The sequence below is a fragment of the Marisediminitalea aggregata genome (assembly GCF_900129565.1).
Taxonomy (GTDB): Bacteria; Pseudomonadota; Gammaproteobacteria; order Enterobacterales; family Alteromonadaceae; genus Alteromonas; species Alteromonas aggregata.
The window spans coordinates 268,649-286,798 of sequence record NZ_FQWD01000001.1 but is presented as its reverse complement, the minus strand read 5'-3'; the positions used below and the strand labels follow the sequence as shown (position 1 = coordinate 286,798).

Annotated in this window: 17 protein-coding genes; 12 read left to right on the top strand and 5 right to left on the bottom strand. The window is 50.3% G+C overall.

Annotated features, from left to right (window positions below):
- The first annotated feature begins 159 nt into the window (after nucleotides 1-159).
- From ssb to BUB81_RS01215, 5 genes are all read left to right on the top strand, one after another.
- On the top strand, nucleotides 160-726 hold the full coding sequence (gene ssb, locus BUB81_RS01235) for a single-stranded DNA-binding protein (protein ID WP_073317018.1): 567 nt from the start codon (nucleotides 160-162) through the stop codon (nucleotides 724-726).
- A gap of 99 nt (nucleotides 727-825) precedes the next feature.
- On the top strand, nucleotides 826-2,151 hold the full coding sequence (locus tag BUB81_RS01230; protein WP_139241471.1) for a M1 family metallopeptidase: 1,326 nt from the start codon (nucleotides 826-828) through the stop codon (nucleotides 2,149-2,151).
- Between the two features lie 176 nt (nucleotides 2,152-2,327).
- Nucleotides 2,328-3,170 carry a glucosaminidase domain-containing protein gene (locus BUB81_RS01225; RefSeq protein ID WP_073317012.1) on the top strand — a complete coding sequence of 281 codons (843 nt, stop codon included), beginning with the start codon at nucleotides 2,328-2,330 and terminating at the stop codon, nucleotides 3,168-3,170.
- Nucleotides 3,171-3,385: 215 nt separating this feature from the next.
- A complete protein-coding gene (locus BUB81_RS01220) occupies nucleotides 3,386-5,128 on the top strand; it encodes a PAS domain S-box protein (protein WP_073317009.1) in 1,743 nt (580 codons plus the stop codon).
- 27 nt (nucleotides 5,129-5,155) lie between these two features.
- Entirely contained in the window at nucleotides 5,156-5,524 is a 369-nt protein-coding gene (locus BUB81_RS01215; RefSeq protein WP_073317006.1) for a TFIIB-type zinc ribbon-containing protein, read from the top strand.
- Between the two features lie 16 nt (nucleotides 5,525-5,540).
- On the opposite strand, the gene BUB81_RS01210 is transcribed toward BUB81_RS01215, so the two are convergent.
- Together BUB81_RS01210 and BUB81_RS01205 are read right to left on the bottom strand one after the other, a co-directional pair.
- Nucleotides 5,541-6,635: an acetate/propionate family kinase gene (locus tag BUB81_RS01210; protein ID WP_073317003.1), complete on the bottom strand. Its 1,095-nt coding sequence runs from the start codon at nucleotides 6,633-6,635 to the stop codon at nucleotides 5,541-5,543.
- Nucleotides 6,632-8,026, bottom strand: a complete 1,395-nt coding sequence (locus BUB81_RS01205; RefSeq protein ID WP_073317000.1) for a bifunctional enoyl-CoA hydratase/phosphate acetyltransferase — start codon at nucleotides 8,024-8,026, stop codon at nucleotides 6,632-6,634. Before BUB81_RS01205 ends, BUB81_RS01210 begins: the two co-directional genes overlap by 4 nt.
- A 152-nt stretch (nucleotides 8,027-8,178) precedes the next feature.
- On the opposite strand from BUB81_RS01205, the gene BUB81_RS01200 reads away from it, so the two are divergent.
- Complete coding sequence (locus BUB81_RS01200; protein WP_084526100.1) at nucleotides 8,179-9,912, top strand: PHA/PHB synthase family protein; 1,734 nt, start codon at nucleotides 8,179-8,181, stop codon at nucleotides 9,910-9,912.
- A gap of 23 nt (nucleotides 9,913-9,935) precedes the next feature.
- On the opposite strand, the gene BUB81_RS01195 is transcribed toward BUB81_RS01200, so the two are convergent.
- From BUB81_RS01195 to BUB81_RS01185, 3 genes are read right to left on the bottom strand one after another with little or no spacing between them, the layout of a single operon-like run.
- Nucleotides 9,936-10,457, bottom strand: a complete 522-nt coding sequence (locus tag BUB81_RS01195) for an Lcl C-terminal domain-containing protein (RefSeq protein ID WP_073316997.1) — start codon at nucleotides 10,455-10,457, stop codon at nucleotides 9,936-9,938.
- A 2-nt stretch (nucleotides 10,458-10,459) separates the two neighbouring features.
- Nucleotides 10,460-12,199: an Lcl C-terminal domain-containing protein gene (locus BUB81_RS01190; protein ID WP_139241469.1), complete on the bottom strand. Its 1,740-nt coding sequence runs from the start codon at nucleotides 12,197-12,199 to the stop codon at nucleotides 10,460-10,462.
- Between the two features lie 31 nt (nucleotides 12,200-12,230).
- Nucleotides 12,231-12,809 (bottom strand): DapH/DapD/GlmU-related protein, encoded by a 579-nt coding sequence (locus BUB81_RS01185; RefSeq protein ID WP_073316994.1) that lies wholly within the window; start codon nucleotides 12,807-12,809, stop codon nucleotides 12,231-12,233.
- Between the two features lie 305 nt (nucleotides 12,810-13,114).
- On the opposite strand from BUB81_RS01185, the gene BUB81_RS01180 reads away from it, so the two are divergent.
- From BUB81_RS01180 to BUB81_RS01155, 6 genes are read left to right on the top strand one after another with little or no spacing between them, the layout of a single operon-like run.
- Entirely contained in the window at nucleotides 13,115-13,936 is an 822-nt protein-coding gene (locus tag BUB81_RS01180) for a type IV pilus biogenesis protein PilM (RefSeq protein ID WP_139241468.1), read from the top strand.
- Nucleotides 13,933-14,550, top strand: a complete 618-nt coding sequence (locus BUB81_RS01175; protein ID WP_073316988.1) for a hypothetical protein — start codon at nucleotides 13,933-13,935, stop codon at nucleotides 14,548-14,550. The genes BUB81_RS01180 and BUB81_RS01175 overlap by 4 nt, the downstream gene beginning before the upstream one ends.
- Nucleotides 14,547-15,194, top strand: a complete 648-nt coding sequence (locus BUB81_RS01170) for a hypothetical protein (RefSeq protein ID WP_073316987.1) — start codon at nucleotides 14,547-14,549, stop codon at nucleotides 15,192-15,194. The genes BUB81_RS01175 and BUB81_RS01170 overlap by 4 nt, the downstream gene beginning before the upstream one ends.
- A complete protein-coding gene (locus BUB81_RS01165; RefSeq protein ID WP_073316986.1) occupies nucleotides 15,184-15,534 on the top strand; it encodes a hypothetical protein in 351 nt (116 codons plus the stop codon). Before BUB81_RS01170 ends, BUB81_RS01165 begins: the two co-directional genes overlap by 11 nt.
- A complete protein-coding gene (mshL, locus tag BUB81_RS01160; protein ID WP_245819093.1) occupies nucleotides 15,515-17,221 on the top strand; it encodes a pilus (MSHA type) biogenesis protein MshL in 1,707 nt (568 codons plus the stop codon). Before BUB81_RS01165 ends, mshL begins: the two co-directional genes overlap by 20 nt.
- 2 nt (nucleotides 17,222-17,223) lie before the next feature.
- Nucleotides 17,224-18,147, top strand: a complete 924-nt coding sequence (locus BUB81_RS01155) for an ExeA family protein (RefSeq protein WP_073316984.1) — start codon at nucleotides 17,224-17,226, stop codon at nucleotides 18,145-18,147.
- Nucleotides 18,148-18,150 lie beyond the last annotated feature (3 nt).

Genomic DNA, 18,150 nt, shown 5'->3' with positions numbered 1-18,150 from the left:
ATCATTGGCGTTAAACAGCGGTTAGCAATTTATCTTGTCCGCAAGCAGAAAAAGGGACTGAGCGCTTGGCAAATTTAAGATATACTGGCAAGCTTCGTTAGAATATATTAAGCACGACAGACGCTATAAAAGCGCGTAACAGATTTACAGGAGACATCCATGGCAACACGAGGCGTTAACAAAGTCATTCTGGTCGGTAATTTAGGTAACGACCCGGAAGTGCGTTACATGCCCAACGGCAACGCCGTTGCCAACTTAAGCCTGGCAACCAGTGAGAGCTGGAAAGATCAGCAAGGTCAGGTTCAGGAACGCACTGAATGGCACCGCCTGACTATGTATCGTCGTCTGGCGGAAATTGCAGGTGAGTACCTTAAAAAAGGCTCTCAGATTTACGTTGAAGGTAAATTGCAAACCCGCAAATGGCAGGATCAGCAAGGCCAGGATCGTTACACTACCGAGATTATCGTTGACCAGATGCAAATGCTGGGTGGACGTGAAGGTGGTCAGGGCGGCCAGGGCGGCGGTTACCAACAGCGTCCACAAGGTGGCGGCCAGCAAGGCGGTTACAGCAATAACAATAATCAACCTGCCTACGGCGGCAATCAGGGTGGTGGCAATCAAGGCGGAGGCTACCAGCAACAGCCTCAACAACGTCCTCAGGGCGGTCAGCAAACACCACCAATGGCCGAACCTGATTTTGATTTTGATGACGATATTCCGTTCTAGGATCTACCATAGACCTATTTTGCAAAATATATTGATTAAGCCCTTATTTTAAGGGCTTTTTTGTGCTTACTGACTCCCCTGTTTTTAAAGGTTCCTGGTATGAAAAGGCTTTTCTGTAGCTTTATGTTGTTCCTGATTTTGCCTGTAGGGAGTGTGAAAGCCTCTTCAGTTGACATTGCCGTTGTAAAGCAGAGCAATCAGCAATGGATACTCTCCTATCAGGCTTCCGAACCCGTTACTAAACTGGCCTTTGTGCGCAACCCCGATAAAACCCGAACTGAGCGTTGGGAGCCGGTTTCAGATGGTTTTCACCTTATTTATAAGGAAGGGCAGGAGTATCTGCTCAGAAAGGATGGTGCGGTATTTAGCGAAGTCAGTGTCAGGCTAACCCCAACCTACACGCATCTGGCAAAGGACTATGCGCCGTTTTCCCCGTTTTCAGATGGTGGGACGCTGATATACACAGGCAGACTGTTTGCTTGCGCAAACACCTGTGACGACAATAACAATCAATGGCAATTTTCTCTTCAAGTGCCAGACAACGAACATATCCTCATCGATAGTCAGATAGCAGGGGAGCAGGCTTCATGGACGGATAGTGACAATGGCATGAACGTATATGTTGGCTCACAGACACCACTGGAAACGCAAAATGTAGTGGCGATGGTTGACCCCGGATTACCGGAAAATATGAAGCATGCTTTGGATACAGATATACCTGAATTGATGCTGTACTTCGAACAGCAACTAGGGAAAATCAATGGGAAAAAGCCGGTTCTGTTTGCCTCCTATGCCAACGTTAATGGGCACTCATCGCAGGGCGGAACGCTGCCAAACCAAATATTCATGCATTGGAACGTGAATAATCTGCATCGAAAAACAAAAGACAGTAAGTTTTTGAATGACACCCTCTGGTTCTTCGCTCATGAAGTCGCTCATTTGTATCAATTTAGCGGCGATGTGGAGTTGGTCGGCAATGACAATGAAGCCTGGTTGCATGAAGGGCATGCCGATTGGTTAGCAGCCAAAGCGCTGTTAGTGCTCTACCCGGATACTGACTTATACGTTAAAAGCAAAGTTGAACGAGCGAAAACCAGGTGTATTGAGGGGCTGGATAAGATGACGCTAAGCCAAGCATCAACACAGGGGCGTTTTGACTTGTACTACACCTGTGGGTTAGTCATTCATCATGCAGTAGATAAGGCTTTGCAAAAACATGATTCGGGCGACAGTGCATCGGTTTGGCGAGCGTTTAGTCAACAGGCCGAGCAGCTGGGAACAGGAGGGATTGACGTATTTTTGGCTGTTGTTCAAGGGAACACGTCTGAATCCTTCGCGAAACAAATCCGCCTGTTCGTAGAAAAGCAGCAGGGTAACCCTGAACAGGCTATCGAAGCGTTAATGCGCGCAGCATTGCAACAGTGATCCACATGTACGCTCGAAACAGAATAAACAACACGATATATCGCTCGTAAAATCAGTGTATTAACACGAATTGATTGTTAACCGGTGATTTCTGGGCTATATCGAAAGACACGAAATCGTTTTTGATGACGCTAATTTACACAACCACAACGTCATCGTTTACTACAGGATATGCAATGAAAGGCAAACTGAGTTCCTCTGCAATAATGGCTGCAGTGCTGGTAACACTTCTTATTCTGGGTGTTCACTTCTGGCTTTCCAATGAGTACGGTGGATTGCCTGACATTGAAGCTACCGCTGAAGAGTCGGTGGATGCCCTGCCGGATTTTACCACTTACACTGACGTTAAAGAGAAGAAGGAAGCCTTTTTCGATACCCTGTACCCCATTATCCAGGAAGAAAATGCGCATGTGTTGCAAGTCAGGGAAGCGCTGATTTCGCTAAAAGAAGCGGAGTCGTTGTCTGACACGGATCAGCATTGGATTGCCGACCTGGCGCAGTATTACAAAGTGGTCGATGAAGAAGATTCGCCAGTCACCGTTGACGATGCATTATTGGATTCGCTGTTATTGCGAATAGACTACATTCCGCCATCGCTGGCGTTAACCCAGGCCGCGATTGAGTCAGGTTGGGGATCTTCGCGCTTTTCGCGTCAGGGCAACAATTTATTTGGTCATTGGTGCTTTGTGAAGGGCTGCGGGATTGTGCCCGGTGAGCGTCAGGATGGTCGTGTCCACGAGGTCGCTAAATTTGACACCGTTAATCACGCGGTGCGGGCCTACATTCGAAACCTGAACACCCATTATGCCTATGACGAGTTTCGGGGTTTAAGAGCGAAATTACGTGAATCAGGCAGCCCGATAACAGGCAAAGCGCTGGCCACCTCACTGGGGCAATATTCAGAAGAGGGAACGCATTACATTGAGAAGGTTTCGAAGTTCATCGACCACAACAAACTGCAGCGTTACACAAAGCAATTCGAAAAATCGCTGATGCCAGCGCCTTCGAGTAACGGATAATTACTATGATTAGTGACTGACACCAGTCTCCTTCTTCCGCTTGTCACCGCTTTTTCCAATTCGGGCACTTGTGTAATTGCAGGTGCCACTCTGATCCGTATTTACCGCCTTTTCGTTTTTAACCAGCCTGAGCGAGTTTACAGATTAATTTGTCGGGGGATTGGAAAAGCCTCTGAATGTTGTCTATAAAAAATGGACTTGTATCGGAGACTGTCATGAATTTTTTTAAGAAAAACGATGCGGCAGAGCAAGCACTTAAACAGTCAATTCTTGCCGTTGTTACTATCGACGAAAACAACAATATCACTTTCTATAACGATGCCGCACAAGCGCTTTGGGGGTACACGCCAAAGGAGGTGCTGGGGCGTAACATCCAGATGCTGGTGCCCTCAGAACACAAAGCGAATCATGACAGTTATGTCAATTCTCATCGCAAAACTGGCGAAAATAAAATTGTGAACAGCTCCCGGGAAGTAGAGCTTGAGAGAAAGGACGGCAAACGTATCTGGGTACAACTAGCCCTCTCGCAGGTCGTACTCAACGGCAAAAAGCACTATACCGCGTTCGTGCGCGACGTGACCCAGGAACGTGAATCAAGAGAAATAGTAGAACAAACCCTGGAGCAAGCACTGGATGCCGTAGTGTGTATCGACGAGCACAATAACGTCACCTTGTTCAATGCGTCCGCCGAAAAGTTGTGGGGTTACCAGCGGCAAGAGGTCATCGGACAGAATGTCAAAATGTTGGTGCCCCAGGCGATTCAACCCCAGCACGACGCTTATGTTAACGCGAACCGCGAAACCGGTGTCGATAAAATTGTTGGCACCAGCCGCGAAGTCAAAATAGAACGCCGCGACGGACAAACCTTGTGGGGCCGGCTGTCATTGTCGAAAGTGAAACTGAATGACCGGACTCTGTATACTGCTTTTATTAAAGATGTGACTGAAGAAGTCGAACAGCGTGAGCTGCAACGCATGCTGTCGCTGGTGGCCAATGAAACTGACAACGCGGTTATTATTTCTAATGCAGAGGGCTTGATAGAATACGTTAATACCGGATTCGAAAAGCTGACAGGCTGGAAGCTGGATGAAGTGAAAGGCAAAAAGCCGGGGTCATTCTTGCAGGGCACAGAGACCGACCCAAGAACCGTAGATGTCATTCGACAGCGTATCAAAAACCGTGAAGCGTTTTACGATGAGATTTTGAATTACCGCAAAGATGGCACCCCCTACTGGACGTCCCTGTCTATTAATCCGGTATTTGAAAACAGCAAACTGGTCAATTTTATTGCGGTACAGGCCGACATTACCCGCGTTAAGCAAATGGCACTTGATTTTACCAACAAGCTCCATGCCATTGGCAGCGCATTGGTGCTGCTGGAGATAGAGCCAAATGGCCGGGTTATTGAAGCCAATAAGCTGCTGAAAGATACCCTTAGCGGTGTCATTCAGGTCGAAGATTTCGCCCATCAACTTAATCAGCAGCTAACTGCAGAGGAAAAAGCTGAATTAGAGAGTTCTGGCTTTGTATCCAAAGTACTTGAGTTAAAACAAGAGGGACACTATCTGGCTTTCGACTCGCGGCTTTGCGCGTTGAAAAACTTTGCCGGTGAAGTTACGCGCTATGTGTTCTTTGCCATCGACGTAACCTCACGCAAACAGGCCGTCAATGAAACTCAGGATGCGATGCAGGAATTGCTAACGACCAGCCAGACAATCAGCACTATAGTTGGCACGATCAATTCTATATCGGAGCAAACAAACTTGCTTGCACTTAACGCAGCCATTGAAGCCGCCCGGGCGGGTGATCTGGGCCGTGGCTTTGCCGTGGTGGCCGATGAAGTCAGAACGCTGGCCGGTAACTCTCAGGTGTCGTCGAATGAAATCGACAATCTGGTGAGAACGACTGTGGGTAAAATCGAAGAGCTTGCCAGTTTGATAAGACGCATCGACAATTAGGCATCATCACAACAATAAGGAAGTGAGATGCAGTGTCCAAAATGTAGTGGTACGTTTGTGCATGTTCAAACCCCGCTCGGGGTGATTGAGCGTTGTCAGGACTGCGGAGGGCTATGGTTTGATGTGCTGGAACACCAAGACCTTAAATCCATAGCCAAATCCATCGACACCGGCGATAAAACCGTGGGTGTAAAATACAACGAGATAAAAAATATCTTGTGCCCTGTCTGTCCAAACACCCGCATGCTGAACATGGTGGACAGCCTCCAGACGCACATTCGCTTTGAAAGCTGCCCGGGTTGCCATGGCCGGTTTTATGATGCTGGTGAGTTTACTGATTTTGCCACTTTGCGCATTACTGACTTTCTCAAACGGTTTGGCTTGCTGAGAACGTGAAGCGCATAAATTCGACCTAGGCTTTTAAAAGCGTTCGCATATGCTGTGCAATTACCCACTCTTCGTTGGTGGGCAATACCCTGACGACAACCTTGCTATCCGCCGCCTGAATTTCTGCGGCGTGTTGCAGGTTAGCATTGGAATCAATGTTCACTCCCAACCAGCCTAACTGTGCGCATACGCGCTCACGAATAACCGCAGCATGCTCACCTACACCTGCTGTAAATACCAGTGTGTCGAGGCCCTGTAAATCTGCCGCCAGTGCCCCAATGGCCCTGACGATATACAGACAATACAAGGCGATGGCCTGTTCAACGGCAGGCTGAACAGCGTGTTCCAACAGTGCTCGCATATCAGCACTGAGGCCCGATACCCCTTTCAATCCGGCCTCTTTATATAACATGGATGTGAGCGTGGTGGCATCGATGCCCAGATGGGTTTGGCAGTGCAATACCAGCCCCGGGTCCAGGGTGCCGCAACGGGTTGCCATCATCAGGCCGTCCAGCGCGGTAAACCCCATGCTGGAACTGACGCTTTTTCCCTTCAGCATTGCGCAGGCACTGGCGCCACTGCCAAGATGCAAGGCAATACATTTTCCGCCCTGATCGGATGCGCAGGCATCCAATTGTTGACTGATGTATTCGTAAGATAAACCGTGAAAGCCGTAACGTCGCAAACCTTTGTCCCGCAGTGAAGCGGGCAGGGCATACAAAGTATGTAAAACCGGCTGGGTGTTATGAAATGCGGTGTCGAAGCAAGCTATTTGCGGCAGCTCGGGGTGGGCGTCACGCAACACGTCAATCGCGTGTAGATTATGCGGCTGATGCAATGGGGCCAGATCTGCCAGACTGTGCATCTCAGCAAGGTTGTCATCGTTAACGACAACGGGCGCAGTAAATCGCTCACCACCGTGCACAACCCGGTGCCCCACGGCAGCAACCTGGCCGGCATGGTGCAAAATGGCTTCCAGTGATTGGGCGAAGGTGTCGGGTGTAATATCGGTATTGCCACGCTCTGCTACACTCAGGTCACCGGCATTAAATACCGCGTATTTTAGTGTCGAAGACCCACTGTTTATCACCAGATACCTGGCCGCGTGTTGGGAGCTCATCGTGTTGCCCCTTCGCGTTTGCGTTGGAATACCAGCGCCATGGCACACGACGCTTTACGGGTCGCCGGACCGCCAGCCCGACTGGTGAGTATAATTGGCGCACGGGCCCCAAGCACAATACCGGCCCCTTCAATACCCGACAAGTAGCGCATTTGTTTGAACAGCATGTTGCCAGACTCAAGATCCGGTGCAACCAGTATGTCGGCGTCCCCCGCTACCTGAGACAAAATGCCTTTTGACTTCGCGGCTTCGCTGGAAATTGCGTTGTCCATGGCCAGCGGGCCATCCAGCAGGCCGCCGGTGATTTGTCCGCGTTCAGCCATTTTGCACAGTGCGGTCGCATCCAACGTAGAGGGGATTTTCTCTTCAACGGTTTCCACCGCCGACAAAATAGCAACTTTCGGCGTGTTGTTGGTAAGGGCGCTCACCAGGTCAATGGCATTTTGAATAATGTCTTTCTTAGCCGCCAAATTAGGGCGAATGTTTATCGCGGCGTCCGTCAAAAACAGCGATTTATGGTAGCTTGGCGCATCTAATGCGAAAATGTGGCTCATCACCCGGCCGGTGCGAAGGCCGTAATCTTTATTGAGCACTTCGTGCATTAACTCATCGGTGTGTAAATGGCCTTTCATCAGCGCCTCGGCTTCACCCGATGACACCATTTTTACCGCGGTTTCTGCTGCTGCGTGACTGTGCGGCGTGTCTACCAGTCTGATGCCTGAAATATCCAGTTGATTGTCGACAGCGACCTGCTCAATACGTGCTTTTGGGCCAACCAGAATAGGTACTATCAGGCTATCGCTGGCCGCTTCCAGAGCGCCGGCGAGTGAGTTGGCATCGACTGGGTGTACCACACAGGTTTTGAGCGGGCGCATGCCCTTTGCCATGGTCATAAACTGCTGATAGCGTGCGCTGGATTCTTCTTTTAGTTCCAGCGCCGGAAGAGACGCACGAGGGCGGGCAATAGCTTCAGCCGGGGCTTTTACCAGCGCCTGCCCTGAAATTACGGTTTCGTTTAATTGATTGACGCAAGTACAGTCGAGCACGACCCGGTGGTGTGCCTGTTTCTCGGTAACAGTGACCGTAACGATAAGGTTATCACCCAGTGAAACCGGCTTTAAAAACGTGAAGTCCTGTTTCAGGTAAATGGTTCCCGGGCCCGGAAGCTGTGTCCCCAGAACGGTGGATATCAGTGCACCTCCCCACATGCCGTGGGCAATAATGTGGTGAAACTGTGAACTGTTAGCGTACTCTTCGTCCACATGCGCGGGATTAACGTCGCCCGACATAATGGCGAACAGCTGAATATCCTTGCGGGATAAGGTACGGGTGAGAGACGCTGAATCACCAATCTGAATGTCGTTAAACGGTTTATTACGGATCATGTCCATGAAAGCTCCCCGTGGAAAAAGAATCAGAAACAGCAAAGCACCCGTGCAGCATAAACACTTTTAGGAAATCGTTATTGATACCCATCAAGATCAAGCTTTTTCTTTTTTTCTGGTGATAAATTGACCTTATTGGCCTTTGGTAAGGAATCACCATGATCAACCGTGAAAGTAACGTAATTGAATACACCTACGCTGACCGGCAATCTGCCCCGGACGATGTTAGCGAGCCTCTTAAACCTGACTACGCGATTAATCAGCTATTAAGCCAATTTACCGCCGGCATTGATCCGGTCGCTTACGGCCTGGCATTTACTGACTGGTTCATTCATTTGTTGTTGTCATTGGGTAAGCAGCAGGCTTTGCTGGATCTGTCTCTTACTCATGCCTGCGGTCAGAACGCAGAGTGTGAAGAGGCTGCTGAAGATAATCGCCTGGCCGGCGCAGAATGGATCCCCTGGCCCTATGCATTTTACCGTCAGTCCTACCTTGCAACGCGACAATGGTGGCAGTTGGCTACGCGCGACGTTCAGGGAGTGGAAAAGCACCATACTGACATGGTGAACTTTGCTGTGCGCCAATGGTTAGAAGCGTTGTCGCCAGCTAATTTTCCTATGACTAATCCAGCGGTAATACACGCTACGCTGGCGACCTCGGGAAACAATCTGGTGAAGGGGCTGGACAACTGGTTGCAGGACGTTGCGCAGCAGTATCTGGGTAGCAGTAAAGCCGCGCATAGCCCCTATCAGGTGGGTAAAAACCTGGCGGTTACACCGGGAAAAGTGGTGTTTAAAAACGCATTGCTGGAACTGATTCAGTATGCACCCTCGACCGATACAGTGAAAGCCGAGCCGGTGTTAATTACGCCTGCCTGGATCATGAAGTACTACATTCTCGATTTGTCTGAACACAACTCGCTAGTGAAATACCTGGTCTACAAAGGCCATACGGTATTTATGATTTCCTGGAAAAATCCGCAACAAGACGATCATGATGTCGGGCTGGTGGACTACCTGAAGCAGGGGCTGGGCGAGGCTATCGCTGCGGTCCAGTCCAGAATACCCGGGCAACGCATTCACGGGGTCGGGTATTGCCTAGGAGGCACCTTGCTGAGTATGGCTGCTGCCTGGCTGGAGCGAGAGAAACGCAGCCCGTTTTGCTCGTTGACCTTGCTGGCCGCGCAAACTGACTTCAGCGATGCCGGTGATCTTCGGTTGTTTATTGATGAGAGCCAGCTAGCCATGCTTGAAGCGGTCATGGCCAAACACGGTTATTTACCCAAAGAAAGTATGGCTGGCACCTTTGTGATACTGCGAGCGAATTACCTGTTGTGGGCAAAGTGGGTGAAAGAGTATTTATTAGGGGAGCGCCAACACGCCAACGACCTGCTTAGCTGGAATCAGGATGCGACCCGTATGCCCGCACGCATGCATTCTGAGTATCTGCGACAGTGTTATTTGAACAACGCGTTGGCCGGTGGTCAGATTATGGTAGATGACAAGCCTATCGCGTTGGCCGACATTCAGGTCCCGTTGTTTGTGGTGGGTACCGCAAAAGATCACGTCGCGCCCTGGCAGTCGGTTTACAAAGTCAACTTGCTCATAGACAAAGACATCACGTTTTTACTGACAAACGGCGGCCACAATGCGGGCATTATCAGTGAGCCGGGGCACCCGCATCGGGTTTATCAGGTGGCAACAAAAAAAGAAGACGGGCCTTACCTGCCACCGCAGGCCTGGCTGAAGGACGTTCCCATGCACGAAGGTTCATGGTGGCCGGTGTGGCAGCAATGGCTGGCTGACAATTCAACTGAAGACGTGACAGCAAGGCACGTTAACAGTGTTGAGGGCTTGCCGGATGCGCCCGGACAATACGTGCTACAAGAGTAGGGGGCTGTAATTGCCCCCAGAGTTTACTCGGTAGGTAACTTTGTGCGCACCAAGCGCAAGTAAACAGTACGATCCTTTTCTTTTATAGAGTGACTGGCATTGAAAAACGCAACAGTCCAGGCTCGCAGAGGGTCCATAATGGAGGGCGTGGAAGTCCAGAAGCTGTCTGGCGGCGTAGCCGGGAAAAACGTGCCGTTGATCGCCGGACGAACACAGTCACGCTCAGCCAGGCTGGCCAATTCTTTTAAATTGGGCACACGCCAGCCTTCGCGCAGATCGGCATCATAGGTATAGGCATACATAAGCGCCTCCTGCCAGGTCATTTGCTCGGCTTCACCGGTACAGGTGCTACCATCGAAAGTCTGACCCACGGCGCAGCGTTGCCAGATTAATCCGGTGGGCGTGTGCAGAACCGTACTGGTTGTGATGGTTGAGAAGTCATCATCTGGTGTGGTGTCGTCGGCGTTAGCCAAACAGGTTTGCGCCTGTGCGGCCTGAACCACGCTCAGTATAAGCAGACTCATTAATGTGAACAGTGATTTCATAATTATCGCCCTGCCCTAACCAGTCGAATACTGGCTGCCGAAGATTTGTTCAGGAAGTTGTCTACACCGGAAATAAAATCAATCGCCCAAGCGTTTTGTGCCGCGTCATTGCTGACACCATCTGCACTCGGTAAGCTCGTCCAGTACCACAGTGTGCCCGCGGTACCGTCGCCGGTGTAAGGGAAGTACTGGGTATCAATGCGCGGTGAGCTGCCTTTACCAAAATGCACCAGTGACAGCAGGTCACCATGGGTGGGCAGTCGCCAGTCATAAAATCCGCACAGTCCTGCAGTGTTAATGGCATCGATATAGGCTTCGGTATTACAGTTGGTGAGGGAGCACTGCGTTGACGTGCCATTCAAACTGCCTTCCGACCCACCATTGTTGTCGGTACTGTACCAGCTGTACAGATGGTCCTGATCGCGCAGCCCCCCGTCAGTGGTTTTTATTTCCCACACCAGTCCGGTTACATTGTCACGAACACAGCTAAACTGCGTCACGTCATCGTCTTGCTCATCGCCGTTGGCGTTGAGTTTTGTAAAATCAAAGCCGGCCTGGCCGCGACCGGCTTTGTCGAGAATACCCGCATTGGCCAGCGCGTCTGCGCCTTTATGGGAGTCCTGACCCGGCCAGGCGTTTTGCTGTGTGTTGCCATTCGCGGTGTCATTGGCTTGCTGAGACATACCTGTGTCATTGAGCACGCGAACCGGGAAGGGGCGAACGGTGACGCGTTTGGTTTCGGTGACCACATTGCCGTAGCTGTCTTCGACTGTCAGGTAAAACTCTAATTCGGTGGTGTCGGTTACCAGAGGAGCTACGGCATAGGTGTCGGCCTGGGTAGGCTGAACAATGACAGGCTCACTGTCACCGCTGTATGTCCATCTCGCACTCAAGGGGTAAGCAGCCTGCAGTGAACTGCTTGCGGTGCCGTCTAGCAGAATAGTTTCACCGCCAAAGACTGCCTGATTAAGGCCAACAGAGACTTGGGGCTGCGTTTCAAATGCCGACAGAATAGTAATGGAATAGGAGGTCGTATTGGTTGCTCCTTCCTGATCGGTTACCGTGAGTGAAAAAGTCAGAGTCTGGCGGCTGTCGGCGATGGGCGTTGAAATGACCAGCGTAGATTGATCCGCCTCAAGACCGGAAATAACATCGCTGCCAGCGGTTTGTTCCCACAACCACTTCGCAATCGCGTCACTGCTGGTATTGTCAGCATCAAAGCTGTTTCTTCCGTCCAGCGTTATAGTAACACCGGCAGGGTAAGTGCCGGGGTCAACATCTGGCCAGTCTGCTACAGTAATTGATGCGGTAGGCTCGCTGTTTTGCGGCGTCACCGTTAGTACAAAGCTATCGGTGGCGGTCTGGCTGCTCGCGTCGGTGGCAGTAACCGATATAGTAAATTGCGTTTCACTGGTAACTGCTGGCGCGGTAAGCGTAGCAGCAGAGCTGGTCGTGGCCTCTTGGGCAATCGTAATAGATGACGGGGCCGTCCAGCGGTATGTGACCTCGCCTGAAGGATAGGATACCTGTGCAGACAAAGAGATTGTGGCCTGCTCAGCCATACTGCGATCCCGGCCTGCATTTACCGCAAAGGTTTCATCTGCAGCGTCTTTGCTAAGACCTCCACAGGCAGCCAGTAAGCAGGCGGCGAAAGTCAGGAAAAATAGTCGGAGTTGCTTCATATTGAAATACGTCATGTCACCGAGTCGCTTTATGCGTCTGTCTTTATAGGACTGTTTCAACCATAGTTGGTTATCGGCAAACCTGCTTAATTCATTGAGGATTTTGCTGAATTTTTCGAATGCGAGCTGCTGGAATCCCGTAAGCTAATGTATTAGCAGGTAATGATTCGGTTACCAGGCTACCCGCGCCAATGACGCAGTTGTCTCCTATCGACACGCCAGCCGCGATGCGCACATTGGCGCCTACCCAAACCCGGTGCCCCAGCGTTACCGGATTTGCAACTTCGTGGTCCGTGTCGGGACCAGCAGTAAACCGCCCGACTACAGACGAAATGACGGTATTGGGGCCAATCAGCACCTGGTTGCCAATATGAACCGGACAAGCATCAATAATCGACACATTATGATTCAGAAAAGTCCCTTTGCCGATGTGAGTATGGCAGCCATATTCCGCGTAGATTGTAGACGCAACCTGCACCCCTTTTGATTTAGCTAATAGTGCTGACAGGATGGCTGATCGTTCAGCAAATGCCGAAGGTGACGTCGTGTTAAAGCGATGGTTGTATTCATTTGCCTGTACGCGTGCACATAGCAACGATTCATCGTTGGTATTGTGGGGCACGCCTGGTGTGATGCGCAGATCTTCATTCCGCGTGTTTATGGCATTCAATCAGTAATGGCCTATGATTAGGGGTATATCACTATTTACATTTTTGAACTTCCCTAATAAAAATGCAAACAAGAGACTGATATAACTAAACTAAAAGGTAATAGCATGGGCTGGTACTTTGTTGCAAACTCTGTTGTAATCGTCACATCTTTTAACGGACATCACTGAATTCCATGCGCATCGGTTGGCGTACATACCTAAAGCAAGCATTCAGAAAAAAATCGGCCTATCACGCTGTAGGCATAGCGATTTCCCTGGACACTGTGACATTTTGCGCCTTGCGAAAACAAGGTGATGCTTTGCATGTGGCGCATGAAGAAACCGTTAGCTTTGGTCAATGGGGAAAATCCCTGATTCGCTGGACCGAAAAACACAATCTGGCCGGCACACCCACCTACGTGGCCTTTTCTATCCACTGGTATCAAATTCTGCAAATTGACCGCCCCGCTGTCGAAGAAGACGAAATCATTGCGGCGATGTCATGGTCGGTCAAAGAACTGACCGGCAGCGAGCAGGACATGGTGATTGATTACATCGACTTACCGGTGCCTCTGGCTGGAGCGGCAAAAGTAAATGTGATTGCCCTGCCTAAGAAAGATGTGGCAGAAACCTGTGAAAAGATTTTTGAGTCCGGGTTGGCTATGCAGCAAATTACGGTAGAAGAGCTGGCTACCTGTGACCTTGTTGAAACTTCGTCTGATGCGGTACTGACGCTCGTACAGGAAGCCGGCGAAGAGATATGTCTGAACATCGTGAAAAACGGGCAGCTTTATCTGAGTCGCCGTCTAAAAGGCTTCGAAAATTTAGGGAGCTTTTCAAAGGACGAACTGCAGATGGGCATTGGTGAGTCGCTGAGTGTACAGGTTCAGCGTTCGATGGACTTTTACGAGAGCCAGCTCCGTCAAGGCCCCGTTCGCCGCATTCAACTGAGATTGGATACCCAGCACATTGACGCCCTGTCGTTGCAGATTAATCAGGTGGTAAATGCAGACGTTGAAGGGCTGGTTCCGGCTAATATAGTGTCGGATACCCAGTCACCGGTTCACCGTTTAAATTATATCAGCCTCGGCGCGGCCCTGGGAGCAGACAAAGCGCTGGTGGCTGAGAAAACGGAGGCCGCCGCGTGAAACAGCGCATAAACCTCTACACCGAAGAATTTACACCACGCCTGGATGTGTGGTCGCTAAGCAGTGTCGCGGTAATCTGGAGTGTCACTGCTGTATTACTTGCCATGGTGTGGGCCGGTGTCTCCTGGTACGGTGCTTCGCTACAGGACAACTTGATGGCCAAGCAACGTCAGCAACAACAATTGTTGAGTACCGTAAGTGCATTGCAGCAGGCACTGGAGCAACGCAAACCGGATGCAGGTCTGGAAAGGCAGTTAGCGCAACGCCGTCACGAATTGAGCAACCGGCAGTTACTGGTGAATGAGCTGAGTTTACGTGAACAAATAAAGCAACAGGGGTTTGCTGATTTACTGGACAACCTGGCTGCTAAGAATAGTCGTGATATCTGGTTAGAGACTATTCAGGTCAGCGAACACATGATGTTACTTGAGGGGCAATTGAGTAAACCGGAAGCTATGCCGCAATGGTTACAGCGCCTTGGGCAAACCTCCTCGTTTTCCGGGCGCACCTTTGACTCTGCGCGTTTGTTCCGCGATGAAGAGCAGCTTCGTTTTGAGCTCAGTATGTCCCGGTCTCCTGAGACTGATGTGCAGGCGCAAGGAGGTCAGAAATGAGTTACGCCAGTTATGATGCGCGTTTTGCAGCATTGAGCCAGCGCGAAAAAGTACTGATATTCGCTACCGGCCTAATCGTGATTATCTCGGTTATGGTGTTTTTATTGATAGACCCCGCATTAACCAAGAACACAAAAACATCGGATGCGCTATTGCCGTTGGAATCTGAAATCCTGTCTTTGCAGCAGCAATCGGTGATTTACGAGCAGGCCCTTGCTGAAGACCCGAATACAAAGCTGCGCGAACAAATTGCCAGCGTTAACGAGCGTATGACTGTGCTGCAGAATCAGTTTTCTGCACAACTATCCGATTTGATTTTACCCCGACAAATGCCAGTACTCATTGAGCAGGTGTTTTCCCAGGCGGAAGGCCTGACATTAATTGAGATGGCGTCAATTAAGCCGGTTAACATTTTTGCCGATAACGAGGCCATGGCCGAAGTGCCCTTGTATCAACATGGCGTGAAATTAACGTTTGAAGGGCGCTTTTTTGCCGTGCGTGATTTTCTGGCTAATCTTGAACGGTTAACGAATCAAATCTACTGGCGTTCAATGGCGTATGAAGTGTCGGAGTACCCGAATGCACAAGTGACACTGGAAGTGTATACGCTCAGTACAGAGAAGGCGTTTATAGGTGTTGAATAAGATAATTGTGTTACTTGCCGGCCTGAGTTTACCCGTGTTTGCACAAACGCTGGAGGATCCAACGCGTCCGTCTCAGTTCACTACGCAAACACAAAAAGCCACCAGTAGCTCAGCGTTAACGCTTGAGGTCAATGCCATTATGCGGGTTGGCCAGCAACGCCGTGCGGTAATTAACGGCAAGGTGGTAACGGAAGGGCAAAGTATTCAGGGAGCCACTGTAAAGGCCATTCACCCTTACAGTGTCGACATCGTTCAGGAGCTGGACGGTGAATGGGTTGAGAAAACCCTGTGGGTTGCCAAAAGCGGTAACGTAAAATCCAATGCAGCAGAGAATTATTAACATGGGACACGTGGGCAAACGGTTTATCTACGTTGCAATCGTCACTTTACTGGTGGGGTGTCAGTCTTCTGCTCCGCCGTCGGTTGTAGAGCAGTCGCTGAAAGAGCAGCTGGCCAGGCAGATTGCGCATGAACAGGCCAGTCAGAACTCACCAGCAACGGCAGAAGGCTCGCTGGAGTCGGTACCGAAAAACGTATCTGACTTACTCAGTGAAGTACCGGTAAGTGGGCAGCCCGCTTCTTTGTTCGGCCCAGAAAAATATGATATTGAAGCTGATGGTGTTGCGGTCAGAGCATTTTTCGCAGGTCTGATGGCAGATACGCCATACAGCGTTGCCATTCACCCTGAAGTCAGCGGTGAAATCTCGCTTAGCTTGAAACAGGTCAGCATGGAACAGGTCATGGAATTACTCGGTGACCTTTATGGCTATGATATCAGTCGCAAAAGCAATGTGTACCGTATCTTGCCAGCGGGTATGCGCACCGAAACATTTGCGGTGAATTACTTACTCATGACCCGTGATGGCTCTACTCAAACCAGTATTATCTCTGGTGGTGTTTCGCAAGCCGACGGTAATAACAGTAACGGTAGTTCAAACAGTAACTTTAATAACTTCAGCGGCAACTCTGCGAACAGCAATAACTTAGGCAATCAGTTTGGCAACAATGCCAACGGCACCTCTATTTCGACGCGCACCGAAACGAATTTCTGGGAAGACCTGAAAACGTCTCTGGAGCTCATGGTCGGTAATGAAAACGGCCGTGCGGTATTTGTCACGCCACAAGCGGGTTTGGTTACGGTACGCGCCATGCCAGACGAAATTCGCGACATTAAACGGTTCCTGAAAGTGTCTGAAGCGAGCTTGCAGCGTCAGGTTATACTGGAAGCACGGATACTGGAAGTCGCGCTGGATGATGGTTACCAGCAGGGCATTAACTGGTCTGAAGTAGTGGCGAATGTGGGCAGCACGGACATCACTTTTGCCAATACTGCAGCAACCATTGGCAATGAAATTTCTGCTTCGCTTGGCGCAGTGACCAGCCTGTCATTTTTGAATCAGGATTTTTCCGGGGTTATCTCCCTGCTGTCTACTCAGGGGAATGTGCAGGTGCTTTCCAGTCCTCGGGTTACGGCGATCAACAACCAGAAAGCGGTGATCAAAGTCGGTGACGACGAGTACTTCGTAACGGACGTTTCCAGTCAGAACACCATTACGTCCACCACTACGTCGGTAGTGCCCGACATTGAACTTACCCCTTTCTTTTCGGGCATCGCATTGGATGTGACCCCGCAAATCGACGAAAACGGTTCAGTACTGTTGCATGTGCATCCCTCGGTTATTGAAACTCAGGAGCAGGAAAAGGTGGTTAGCCTGAATCAGGAGCAAATCGTGTTGCCTTTGGCACAGAGCACCATTCGCGAATCTGACACCATTATCAAAGCGGCCTCGGGTGAGATTGTGGTGATCGGCGGATTGATGCAAACCAGCATCAGCGACAGCGAATCCAAAACACCGTTGCTGGGTGATATTCCGTTATTGGGTGAATTGTTTACCAACAAGAGCCAGCGCGAAACGAAGAAAGAGCTGATTATCCTGTTGAAACCTACTGTTGTTGGTAGTGGCACCTGGGCAGAACAAATTGAAATGAGCCGTGAGAAAATGGCTGACTGGTTGTATGTAGAGTAACTATGTACCTGTATCACTTCGGCATTCGAGAGCTTCCGTTTACGCTAACGCCAAACACCAGTTATTTTTTTGGTTTGCCGACGCACAACGAAGCCATGCAGGTGTTGGTAACGGCGCTGAAGACCGGTGAAGGTTTTATCAAGGTCACGGGCGAAGTCGGTACCGGAAAAACGCTGATTTGCCGGAAGTTGCTGAACGAATTGCCGGAGCACTTTGTTACGGCGTACATCCCCAATCCGCTGCTTTCGCCTACAGAACTTCGCAGGGCAGTGGCCAATGAATTGGGAGTAGAACTGTCGGCTGAATGTGACCAGCAGGAGTTTACTCAGCGTATACAGGAACGGCTAATTGCTATTCATCAGTCTCAGCAAAGTGCAGTACTCATTATCGACGAAGCGCAGGCATTACCAACAGAAAGTATTGAAGCACTGCGACTAATGACAAATCTGGAAACGGAATCCAGAAAGCTGCTTCAGGTTGTGTTGTTTGGTCAGCCGGAACTGGACGAAAAGCTGGCGTTGCCAGAGCTTCGTCAATTGCGACAGCGCATCACGTTTAGCTACAGCCTGTCGTTAATGGATGCCGACCAGGTGTTTCAGTATGTCAGACACCGTGTGTCTGTGGCTGGGTATCGCGGCGGTGATTTATTCAGTCGTCGCTGTTGTGAGCTGTTGTTTCAGGCCAGTGGGGGCACGCCAAGGGTTGTGAACGTATTGTCGCATAAGGCACTTATGCTCGCCTTCGGCGAAGGTAAATCCGTGGTCGAGCCTGAGCATATTGCCGTGGCCAGTGCCGACACCGAAGCGGCTAAAACAGTCAGTCATCAATGGTGGCAAACCGCCGCCATGAAGTGGGCTACGGCGGCAGTAAGTATTGTGTTTATTTGTGTGGTAGCAGGGTTAGTCATCATGGAGAAATCCGCTTGAGTG